The sequence below is a fragment of the Marinicellulosiphila megalodicopiae genome (assembly GCF_045862395.1).
In the GTDB taxonomy this organism is placed as follows: domain Bacteria; phylum Pseudomonadota; class Gammaproteobacteria; order Pseudomonadales; family Natronospirillaceae; genus Marinicellulosiphila; species Marinicellulosiphila megalodicopiae.
In genome coordinates this window covers 3,518,291-3,529,533 of sequence record NZ_AP023087.1, presented here as the reverse complement: position 1 = coordinate 3,529,533, position 11,243 = coordinate 3,518,291, and the positions used below count along the sequence as shown (strand labels likewise).

Sequence of the window (11,243 nt, the reverse complement as noted above, 5' to 3'; positions counted from 1 at the left end):
TACAAAAAATCACGAGTTTAAAACATTACCCTAACGTTAAATGGAAGTGGAATAGTGGTAAAACATAAAATTGAGCCTGAATGAGTGAAAAATAAAAATGCAGATATTGAAAATAGTTGGTGTTAATTGGTAAATAAACGGTTGTGAGAGTCTTGTGACATAGTTAGAATAACCGTCTTTCGAAAAACTCCCCATAGTTTAACAGGATAAAACTGCCGCCTCCTAAGCGGCTGCTCCAAGTTCGAGTCTTGGTGGGGAGACCAATTTCTATTATGATTTTTTAAAATTGTAATAATATTTGCGTTGATTATTTTGGTTTTTCAACACCAGTCTTTCATTAGGATATTTATTTTATGAGTAGTTTGAATTTTTATAGCGAACCGACAGCTTTAAATAGAGAAGAGCACAAGGATTTGGCATTTACAGTATCAAATGATTTTTCATTTACCAGTAAGATCAATTCTGTTCCAGTAACAGGCATTGAATTTTTTGAAGCAAGTCGTGATATGCCTATTTTATTTAGTAAAGATGAGAAAGGTAATTATTTTCCTATCGCGTTATTGTCATTAATGAATGAGAGTCATAATTTTTTAGAAGAAGATGGAAGTTGGAGTGAAGCTTATCAGCCAGCATTTATTCGCCGTTATCCTTTTGTATTAACCGATGAAGGTACTGTTTGTTTTGATGCAAAAGCTGCGCATTTCACAGCTGAGGCGAATGAGTCTACGCAAACTTTATTTGATGAAAAAGGCGAGAATACAAAAGCATTGAATAATGCAATTCAATTTTTAAATGCATTTAATGAGCAGCATAAACAAACAACGGAATTTTGTGAACAGGCAAAACAATTAGATATATTTAAGCCATTAAATATTAAAGTGAATATTGAAAAGTCTGGTCCACTTGCGTTAAATGGTATGTTTTGTATTGATGAGAAAAAGCTAGGTGAGCTGTCTGAAGAGGTGGTAATTAAGTGGTTTAAATCCGGTTGGATTGCTTGGTCTTATGCGCATTTACATTCTATTGGTGCATTGAAGCGCCTATTGAAGCGTCAAAGCGCTTAAGTTCTTAAAAATAATCGGCAATTACCTAAAATTGCCGATTATCCTTTCCTTGTTAAATCTTCTTGAAAATTAAAATTGGTAGCTAAGGTTAGTTAAAAATAGAAACTCGGATGCGTTTGCAGTTTCAATTTTGGTTGGCCTATACCCTAGAGTGCTTTTTAATTGAAACTTATTGCTTGGGGTTAAGTGAATTCCAACACCAATAGATGATTGGAATGTAGTATTCCCAGTACTTGTCAGTGCTTTTTGGCTACCTGTTTCAGTGGCGTTTATTGCCCCGTATGCATTATCAATAAATCCAGTTGCTTGAATGTTTTTAAGCCAGCCGAATTCTGTTGTGGGTTTTGATTTAGCAATCCATTCAAGATTTAAAATGATACCGCTATCCACAGAATACTCAGAAATAGGAACGGCTCGAAGTGATTGGTTGCCTGCAAGAGCCAGTCTTTCTGATGAGTGTAGAGTGTCAGATGTATATTGGAAGTTTGATCTGATTAAGGCATATTGATTTGCTAAATTTGGAACAGGAAAAGAATAACTTCCTGATGCATTGAGCTTTAAGAAAGTTTCGTTGTAGGAATCGTCTCTAGTATTAGTTAAATTTGATAATAGGCCTTTTGATAAGTTAGTTTGAGCAAAGTATCGGCCATTTAAAAATGGGCTTTGTCCTGAAATATTTGCACCTAAAGAAAGTACAAAAGAATTAGAGAATAAAGGTTGGCCTAAGCCATAACTTTCCGAATATTTGTAAGCTAATGACGTATTGTAATTAATATTTTTTGGTGTTGTTCTTAAATGTTTATAATTTAAAGTTGAACTTAAAATGTGGCTATTACCGTTAATTCCAAGGTCTTCAAAGTTCCCACCAATTACATAGGAGTTATAATTATAATTAGCAATCAAATTGATGTTTGGATTAATGATTGGTCTATTATAATTTGTGGAAAGGCTAAGGTTGTTTGCAGGATCGATCGAGTAAATGCCATTAATTGTCAGTTGGTCCGCTGCCGCAGAAAGGTTGTTAATATATATATCACCGCGAAATCTATATTGTCCTGTTGTTGGTGATCCGTAATTATCAAACCCGATGACTGTCTTGGTTTTTACATCTTCTTGTGTCTTAAGAATCAATACTGTTTCGCCAATTTTGTTACCCGGGGAGAAAATTGCGGTGCCATTATATCCTGGGTAATCATTCACTAATAAAACGGCAGTTTCGATTTGGTCTTTGCTTACGGGTTTGCCAATGTATTGCGCAAAGGCGGTTTGTAGTAGTTCATTTTTAAATACTTTATTCCCTTCAGGGTTCACGCTTGCTAGCGTTCCTTCAACTATTTTAATTACGATGTAGCCATCATCAGCTGTTTGTTGAGGGATGTAGCTGCTCGCTAAAAAATAACCTTGTAAGCGGTAGTAGTTTGTTATTTGGTCTGTTAAATCTCTTAATAAATCAATGTTGTAGCCTGATTTATTTTTTTGCATGTCTATATTTATGATTTCATTTACAGCGGTTTTATGTTTTTCGGATTGAAGCTCACTTTGATCGGTGTAGCCTTCAATCAAAAAGCCGTTAACAGACATTTTGGTAGCTTCATATTTAAATTGAGTTTCTGAAAAAGTCAGAGTTGTCATGCTAACTAGTAGTAATGAAGCAAAAATTTTGGAAAATAAAGACGGCATATTGAGGCAAACCTTGAAATTTAGTGATATTGCGTAATTCGGTAAGTAAAGTATCTACTGACTAAAACATCAGTGCCAATCCTGTTGGCGATCTATTCAGTTCAAAGGAAAATATCTAAGTGAGGGAAAAATTAATGAATGTAATGTGGACAGTCTTTACATTCATTGTAAATATTACATTTGCCTAATCAATTAGATGCTTACTGTTTATTTGAACCTTTTTTAAACGCGGTGGATAGTATCAAACTTTGTATAGGGTAGCTAGATTGTAAAATATAAAAATTAGGAAAAATTTAACGGCGTTTTGATTGATGGTTTATTGGAAATTACTTGTCATTAAATTTCATAGGATTGATGTTGTAGCTTAAAAAACAAAAAAATCAAATTAAACTTTCTAAACGGTTGCTTTGTCGGTTTTAAACGATGTAATATCTAGCGAAAATTAAATCAATATTTTCAATGTGTTTGCATTGTAGTAAGTATAAATTAAAGGGACCGAATTCGTTATGTCTATTGAAAGCCTTGAGTTACAAGGGGTTGGTACTCAGCCTATCTCATCAGAACAACCTTGTGGTGACTCAATTAGGTATGAACCTGAATTCCAAAAATTAGAATCCGAAATTGCTAAGTTGGAATCTTTATCATCTGAAACAACGGATTGGCGCGAAGTTGAACAAATATCAGTAGATATTTTAAAAAACAAAAGTAAAGATATCGCCGTGGCGGTGTATTTAGCTCAAGCGTTATTGCAAAATTATGGAATTAAAGGTCTTGCATCTGGTTTAGATGTATTAAATCAACTTGTTAGTACTCATTGGCAGCAAATGCATCCTCCAGTAAAACGATTGCGAGCGCGAGCGAGTGTGCTTCAATGGCTTTCTGAAAAAACCGATTTTTTATTGGAGTCCATTACAGTAGATGCTGATAACGCTCACTATTTTGTTTTAGCGTCTCAAAATTTTAATAATTTGATTGATGCTTTAGAGTCCAATATCGATGGTGAGGCGCCTGGTATGCTTGAACTTCATAAACGATTACGAGACGCTAATCGTGAAGCAAAGCAATATGCAGTTGACTCTTCAGTTTCTCAAGAACCTGTTGCAAAAGTTGAAGTGCAAACTGAAAGCATTGTTGAAGAAGTTGCGGAGGTAAGTTTGCCATCTGTTGAGCAAGCTGAATCTGAAACACAGGTTGAAGAATCTATTAGTATTCTAAGTGGGCATGAATTAGAAAAATTGGGCTCAAACCCTATTTCGGATGAGTCCGCTTGTGGTGTAGTTGCAAAGTATGAACCTGATTTTGAAGCGCTTGAAGCAGAGTTAGCCAAACAAGAATCTGTAACAGCAGCAACTGTGGATTGGCGAGATGTTTGCCAATATGGTGTTAATTTATTAACCAATCAAACTAAAGATTTATTAGTTTGCGCATACTTATCAAAAGGATTGATCGAAACTCAGGGTTATTTTGGTTTAACGTTATCCTTAAAAATTGTTAAAGATATAATAGAAACGCATTGGGATGAAATGTATCCACCACTTAAGCGTATTCGTGCAAGGGAAGCGGCATTAAATTGGTTGAGTGAAAAAACTGGGGATTATATTGTATTAAATAAACCTAAGCAGTCAGATTACTCTGCAGTGCTTGAGTCTTATGAGTTATTAAGTGACATCACCAGCTTGCTTGAGCAAAAAATTGAAGGCGGTGGCCCTTCGATGCTTGAATTGTCTAAACCATTAAGGGATTATCGAAAAGAAGCGGTATTTCATTTTGAATCTCAAGTTAAAAAAGAAGAAAAACCTAAACCTCTCGCTGCTGCGCCTGTTAAAAATGAAGTTATAAAAGAAGTGAAAAAAGAAGCGCCAGTTTCTGCTGCTGTGCAAAAAACAGAATCCACAAGAAATGATTCTGCGGCTAGAAAAGCCATAACCAATGTGACAAATGGCCCGGTAACTTCTGATAACGAAGCGAAAAAGTCATTGCGTTCCATACAGGAAGCAGCAAGAACCACTGGTGGTTTTTATTTAGATCAACAAAAAACAAATGCTAAATCCTATCGAATTAATCGTGTCTCTACATGGTTGATGGTAGATCAAGCCCCCCCTTCAAAAGATGGAATTACTCAACTACCAAGCGCTCCGGTTGCGGATAAAAGAAAGCAGCTTGAAACATTATTTGAAGCTAATAAATTTGAAGAATTGTTACCACAATTAGAACAAACTTTAACACGTGCACCCTTTTGGCTAGATGGTCAATATTTGGCGGCCAAATCATTGCAAGTTTTGGGTGATAAATTCCAAGAGGCTTATGAATGTGTGGTTCGAGAAACTCGAAACTTTTTAGAGCGCGCTGAAGGAATTGAATATTTAAAATTCTCTGATGGCGTCGCTTTTGCCAATGAGCAAACTTTGCGTTGGATTACCTCTGAGGTGATGATTTCGAAATCGCAGGGAGACTCTGAAGGTGAAACTCCTTGGGATGAGTGTCTACTTCAAGCTAAGGTGTTGTTTTCTAGTAAAAAAACCACTGAAGCACTTGAGTTATTCAACCAAGGAATTAACTCGGCACCTACATTAAGATTAAATTGGCAATGGCGTTTGGCATTAGCTGATTTGTTGGAACAATCGGATAGAGTTTCTATGGCTGTCCCAATTCTTCAAAGTTTGACTCAAGAGCTTGAAACCAGCAATGTATTAAAGTGGGACAGCTCATTGAGTAAAAAAGTAGCAATTAAGCTTTACCATTGCGCGAATAAATTATTTAATAGCAATAAGAAAGACTTAACAATGTTGGATGTTAGGCAGTACGCATATCAAATACTTTGTTTAGTTGACCCAATCACTTCGATTAAATTACAGGAAGGTAAAAATGGCTAAAGATGCTTCAGTCGCACCTAAAGAGCGTGTAAACATTGTCTATAAATCTCACACAGGTGATAAAGTAGATGAAGTTGAATTACCGCTTAAATTATTAATGGTCGGTGACTATACTGGACGCGCTTCTGATGAAATGGTAGAAGATCGCCCTGCAAAAAATATCAACAAAGATAATTTTAATGATGTAATGAAAAGTTATGATTTGAATTTAAGTTTCAATGTATCTAATAAATTAGAAGAAACTGAAGAAGATGAGCAGATTCCAGTTGAATTAAAATTTAAAGAAATTAAGGATTTTTCCCCAGATAACATTGCACAACAAGTTCCTGAATTAAAATCTTTACTTGATCTTCGTAAAGCGTTGTTAGCTTTAAAAGGGCCGCTTGGAAATGTACCTGCATTTCGTAAGACGATTCAAAGTATTTTATCTGATGAAAGTACACGTTCAGCAATTGAAGGCGAATTAGGCCTAGCAACTGAAAAATAATTTCATTAATACTTTTAAATATTTTAGTGGGTACCGAACATGACAGAATTAAATAAAGAAGATTTGGCACAGGCTCAAAGTGAAGAAGTTTCATTGCTTGACCAAATCATGGAGCAAACTCGTTTAAAGCCAGAAGATGATGGTTACGAGACAGCCAAAACAGGCGTTAAAGCCTTTATTGCTGATTTACTAGAGCCGTCACGTGCTGGCGAGAAAGTAGAGCAAAAAGTAGTTGATCATATGATTTCTGAAATTGATAAGAAAATCAGTGGTCAAATGGATCAAATTATTCATAACGATCAATTCAAACAATTAGAATCCGCTTGGCGTGGCGCTAAAATGGTTGTAGACCGTACAGATTTTCGCGAAAACGTACGTCTTGAATTGTTAAGCGTTACAAAAGAAGAGTTATTAGAAGATTTTGAAGATGTGCCAGAAGTAAGTAAATCTGGTTTATATCAGCATGCTTATGTTTCTGAATACGGTCAGTTTGGTGGTAAACCATACGGCGCAATTATTGGTAACTATGCATTTTCTCCAAACGCACAAGATATCCGTTTATTGCAACAAGTAGCAAGTGTTGGCGCAATGAGTCATGCGCCATTTATTGCTGGTGCAGGTCCTGAATTTTTTGGATTAGATGAATACGATGGACTTCCAGCTTTAAAAGATTTGGAATCTATTTTTGAAGGTCCTCAATACGCAAAATGGCAATCATTTAGAGAATCAGACGACTCTCGAAATGTAGGTTTAACCGTACCTCGTTTTATGTTGCGCCAGCCATATGGTGTAGAAAATTCAATTAAAGAATTTGAATACACTGAGAACGTAGAAGGCACAAATGAAAATTTCCTTTGGGGTAATGCTTCTTACGCATTCGCAACAAATCTAACGGCTAGTTTTGCAAAATACCGTTGGTGTCCAAATATTATTGGCCCTCAATCTGGTGGTGCGATTCAAGATTTACCTGTTCATAATTACAAAGAAAATGGCGAAATGAAACAAACTTCTCCTACTGAAGTTATGTTGTCAGATCGCAAAGAATTTGAATTAGCTGAACAAGGTTTTATGGGTTTGACACTTCGTAAAGGAACGGACAACGCAACGTTCTTCTCTGCAAACTCTTGTCAAAAACCAAAATTCTTCGGCAACGACGAAGAAGGCAAACAAGCTGCAATTAACTATAAATTAGGTACAGAATTGCCGTACTTATTTGTTGTAAACCGTTTAGCGCATTATATTAAAGTATTACAGCGTGAAAATATTGGTAGCTGGAAAACACGTTCAGAATTAGAGCGTGAATTAAGTACTTGGATTCGTCAGTTTGTTGCTGACCAAGATAATCCACCAGCAGCTGTTCGTTCGCGCCGTCCATTACGTGAAGCGCAAATTACAGTTGAAGATGATGATTCAAGCCCAGGATTCTATCGTGTGCAAATGAATGTTCGCCCTCATTTCAAATATATGGGTGCAAGTTTTACCTTATCTTTAGCGGGTAAGTTAGATAAAAGTTAATTGTATTGGGAATTTTATTTCCAATTAACCGATATCTTTTTAGTAAAAAATGGGAAGTTTACTTCCCACATAATAACCAACCAAATAAAAGAGGAAATTTTATATGCCAATTCCAGCGTATATGTCAGTTGAAGGTGTAACACAGGGTATGATTACTGAAGGCGCACTTTCAGAAGAAAGTGTAGGTAGTTTATATCAAGAAGGTCATGATGATTCTTTTATCGTTCAAGCATTTGAACATAAAATCGTTATTCCACGTGATGTACAATCAGGACAGCCATCAGGTGTACGTGTTCACCAACCACTAACAGTAACTAAAGTATTTGATAAAGCTTCGCCTTTGTTATACCAAGCATTAGTAACTGGTGAAAGCTTAACTTGTGAAATTCAATGGTTCCGTACTTCATCTGAAGGTACACAAGAGCATTACTTCACACAAAATCTTGAAGGTGCAGCAATTGTTGAAATCGAAGCAATTATGCCTAACTGTCAAGATCCAGCTAACGGTCACTTCACTCACTTAGAGAAAATTTCTTTCAGCTACTCAACAATTACATGGACTCATGAAATTGCTGGTGTTGAAGGTGGTGATGATTGGCGTGTAAAAGAAGGCGCTTAATTTTAAGTCCTTCATTGGTGTGCCTGAAGTTATTCAGGTGCATCAATATTTTGTTGTAATAAAAAAGTCAGAGGTTTCAGTGCCAGTTATTTCTCAGTTAAATTCAAAACTATTCAGTCTATTTTGCTCTGCATATCATGCATGTATTGCCAATGCTAAGATGTTATTCGTTTTATTTTTTTCAACATCAGTATTTATGAGTTGTGCATCAATTACCCAATTAACCGTTCCTGACGAAGAATGGAAATTTGAGCAAGGCGCTATCAGTATCACAATAGAAGCACCATCAGATTTGAACGCAATCAGCGGTCGTCCCCATGCATTAACTTTGGGTGTCTTCCAATTAAGTGACCCCAATACATTTCAAGCGTTAAGTACCGAACAATCGGGGGCAATCGAGTTACTTTCAAAAGGTCGAATCGATGATACGATTGTAGATTTTAGACGAATTATTGTTCAGCCAGGGGAAGATCGAGTGGATGTTTTCAGTCGTGCACAAAATTCAAAATACATCGGAATAATTGCTGGTTATTACGATTTAAACGCGGCACAAGATGTTGAATTATTTCCAATTCCTTGTAAATCATCGGGACGCGGAATTGTTGAAGAGGTGCTTGCTTCATTAACATTAATCGCTGATGAAGCAAAAGCAAAACCTGACAAAATATTCATTGATATAAATCTAGGCAGCTCTACTGTTAAAAAATATCAAACCACCAACGTGGTCGATCTATCAAGTGAATGTAATTAATTTAAATGAAATATGAGTCAAAACTCTAGTGATCAAAAAGGATCGATGAATCATTTTTCTAGAGTTTTAATATTTCATTACAAACAATCAATATAAGCGTAATCATTTAATTGAAAAATAAGTGATTTAAAAAATAAACTTAAAGTTGGGTGTCTGCCCATAATAAAATTAACGAGGTCGTCCGTGGACAATTTAAAGCCTATTTTTTGGCATCAGGGAATGTTTTTACAACCCCAACACTTTCAACTTAGTGATCAATATCAACAATCACTTATTCGCCCAATTCAAAAGCATTTGCATGCGCATTTTTGGGGTGTAGCTGCTTTAGATTTAAGTAGTTCAGCGTTGGAGCATAGAAGTTGTGAAATCAACAGTGGCCAATTTTTATTCCCAGACGGCACGTTAGTTAATTTACCAAATGATGCAATTATTCATAAACGTAATTTTGAAGATGCATGGATTGAGGCTGACAAGCCATTCACTATTTATGTAGGTCTTAAAAAATTATCTGCACATAAAGAAAATGTTACCGTTGTAAATAATTTCGAAAATATCACTGAAGTTACTACTCGTTATGTGACCAAGGCTGATCCAGAAAATATTAAAGATTTGTATAAATCAGGCCCAGATGCGCCAACTAAATTATTAACTCATGTTTTAAAATTTGTTTGGGAAAATGAAATCGATCAATTGGAAGACTACATGTTGATTCCAGTTGCAAAAGTAATGCGTACAGAAAACGGCATTGCATTTTCTGAAAATTTCTTCCCGCCAGTTTTATCAATTAATGTAAATGACGGCTTAACTCGTTTAATAAAAGAAATACGCGATGAGTTAACCGGTCGTATTACCCAGTTGACAGGTTATGATAATTCTTCAAACGACGGTATGAAATATGACGCTACGTTAATGCGTTATAAATTAGCCTCTCGTACACTAAGTCGTTATATTCCTAAACTATTCCACTACACAGATGGCGGTGAAATTCACCCTTGGGATGTGTACGGTGTGTTACGCGAATTAATTGGCGAAATCAGTACATTTACCGATAGCGTAAATGTATTAGGCGAAACATTTGATGGTGAACGATTACTACCAAAATATGATCATCAAAATGTAGGCTTGTGTTTCACAATGGCTAAAGATTTGTTGGCCAAATTATTAAATGAAATTACAGTTGGTCCTCAATTCTTAGTAGAAATGCCATTGATCGGTAACGTATTTAAAGCGGATATTCCTCAAGAATTCTTTGAACAACGTGTCGATTTCTATCTTATTGTTTCTACTCAAGAAAATTTCCAAGAACACCAAAACTCATTATTAACAACAGGTAAATTAGCAGCGCATGAAATGGTTGAAGTATTGGCTGAGCGTTCACTTCCTGGTGTTGGTTTGATTCATGTAGCGAATCCTCCAGCTGATATGCCGCGTCGTCCAGATGCACATTATGTACGTTTAGATACACATGATGAACAATGGCCGATTGTTGAACGTCATAAAGACGTGGCGCTTTTATGGGATGAAGCTCCAGTAGATGCGAAAATTGAACTTGTAATTGTTAGGAGATAACAATGCGATTAGTGGATCACTTTATTGATGTGATTGTGTTTGCTCGTGATGTCAGCGAAAGTTTTGACAAAATCGAAGTAAACTTTGAACAATTACAAAATAAATTAACTGGGATGCTGACTGAAAGTGTCATCAAAGCTGAAGCAAATGATTTTTCAAGTGAAGTTGTGAGTAAAGGTATTTATCCTGTTATTGCTTATATTGATGAATTAATTCTGTGTTCTAAATGGAAAGAGCGCAGTTTATGGCAAAAAAATTCATTACAACGTAAATATTATTCAACAACCAATATAGGTTCTGAATTTTATGACACATTAAGTGAACTAGATAAAACTGAAACCAATGATTGGGTTCGTGAAATATATTTATTGGTTTTAGGTTTAGGATTTAAAGGCAAATATTTTTCTATTGATGATAAGCGCGTACTTGAGAAAGTAAAAGAATTCAATATCAAGCAATTGCTGCCAGATCAAAAACAAAGGAATTTAGACACAGCGACTTTGTTCCCAACTGCATATAGTGGACACGATCAAAATTCTCAAGGTAAATTCAAAACACGTTTGAATGTTTTACCTTATGCAATTGGTATCCCTTTAGTGATATGTGCTGGTGTTATTGTGTTTTATCAATTTAAAGTATCCCATTTAATGGGTGAAATTATGAACGTCGTTCAGTAATTGAAGAA

9 protein-coding genes and 1 tRNA gene are annotated in these 11,243 nt (G+C 35.6%); 9 read left to right on the top strand and 1 reads right to left on the bottom strand.

The window, feature by feature from the left end:
* The first annotated feature begins 187 nt into the window (after positions 1-187).
* Together TYM08_RS15035 and TYM08_RS15030 are read left to right on the top strand one after the other, a co-directional pair.
* A tRNA-Arg gene (locus TYM08_RS15035) sits at positions 188-263 on the top strand.
* 90 nt (positions 264-353) lie between these two features.
* Positions 354-1,064 (top strand): SapC family protein, encoded by a 711-nt coding sequence (locus TYM08_RS15030; protein WP_422379967.1) that lies wholly within the window; start codon positions 354-356, stop codon positions 1,062-1,064.
* 69 nt (positions 1,065-1,133) lie between these two features.
* Here TYM08_RS15030 and TYM08_RS15025 read toward each other — a convergent pair whose 3' ends face one another.
* Positions 1,134-2,645, bottom strand: a complete 1,512-nt coding sequence (locus TYM08_RS15025; RefSeq protein WP_422379966.1) for a ShlB/FhaC/HecB family hemolysin secretion/activation protein — start codon at positions 2,643-2,645, stop codon at positions 1,134-1,136.
* 605 nt (positions 2,646-3,250) lie between these two features.
* Between TYM08_RS15025 and tssA the strand changes: the two genes are divergently transcribed.
* From tssA to TYM08_RS14990, 7 genes are all read left to right on the top strand, one after another.
* Positions 3,251-5,617, top strand: a complete 2,367-nt coding sequence (gene tssA / locus TYM08_RS15020) for a type VI secretion system protein TssA (RefSeq protein WP_422379965.1) — start codon at positions 3,251-3,253, stop codon at positions 5,615-5,617.
* Positions 5,610-6,104, top strand: a complete 495-nt coding sequence (gene tssB, locus TYM08_RS15015; protein ID WP_422379964.1) for a type VI secretion system contractile sheath small subunit — start codon at positions 5,610-5,612, stop codon at positions 6,102-6,104. Before tssA ends, tssB begins: the two co-directional genes overlap by 8 nt.
* 39 nt (positions 6,105-6,143) lie before the next feature.
* Positions 6,144-7,619, top strand: coding sequence for a type VI secretion system contractile sheath large subunit (gene tssC, locus TYM08_RS15010; protein ID WP_422379963.1), 1,476 nt, complete (start codon positions 6,144-6,146; stop codon positions 7,617-7,619).
* A 103-nt stretch (positions 7,620-7,722) separates the two neighbouring features.
* Entirely contained in the window at positions 7,723-8,238 is a 516-nt protein-coding gene (locus tag TYM08_RS15005) for an Hcp family type VI secretion system effector (RefSeq protein WP_422379962.1), read from the top strand.
* 19 nt (positions 8,239-8,257) lie between these two features.
* Entirely contained in the window at positions 8,258-8,989 is a 732-nt protein-coding gene (gene tssJ, locus TYM08_RS15000; RefSeq protein WP_422379961.1) for a type VI secretion system lipoprotein TssJ, read from the top strand.
* Positions 8,990-9,172: 183 nt separating this feature from the next.
* Positions 9,173-10,558 (top strand): type VI secretion system baseplate subunit TssK, encoded by a 1,386-nt coding sequence (tssK, locus tag TYM08_RS14995; protein WP_422379960.1) that lies wholly within the window; start codon positions 9,173-9,175, stop codon positions 10,556-10,558.
* Between the two features lie 2 nt (positions 10,559-10,560).
* On the top strand, positions 10,561-11,235 hold the full coding sequence (locus TYM08_RS14990; RefSeq protein WP_422379959.1) for a DotU/TssL family secretion system protein: 675 nt from the start codon (positions 10,561-10,563) through the stop codon (positions 11,233-11,235).
* The last annotated feature ends 8 nt before the right edge of the window (positions 11,236-11,243 follow it).

Coding starts and splice junctions, on each gene's coding strand:
- TYM08_RS15005 (WP_422379962.1), top strand. CDS start 7,723: ATGCCAATTCCAGCGTATATGTCAGTTGAAGGTGTAACACAGGGTATG.
- TYM08_RS14990 (WP_422379959.1), top strand. CDS start 10,561: ATGCGATTAGTGGATCACTTTATTGATGTGATTGTGTTTGCTCGTGAT.
- TYM08_RS15030 (WP_422379967.1), top strand. CDS start 354: ATGAGTAGTTTGAATTTTTATAGCGAACCGACAGCTTTAAATAGAGAA.
- tssA (WP_422379965.1), top strand. CDS start 3,251: ATGTCTATTGAAAGCCTTGAGTTACAAGGGGTTGGTACTCAGCCTATC.
- tssC (WP_422379963.1), top strand. CDS start 6,144: ATGACAGAATTAAATAAAGAAGATTTGGCACAGGCTCAAAGTGAAGAA.
- tssB (WP_422379964.1), top strand. CDS start 5,610: ATGGCTAAAGATGCTTCAGTCGCACCTAAAGAGCGTGTAAACATTGTC.
- TYM08_RS15025 (WP_422379966.1), bottom strand. CDS start 2,645: ATGTCTGTTAACGGCTTTTTGATTGAAGGCTACACCGATCAAAGTGAG.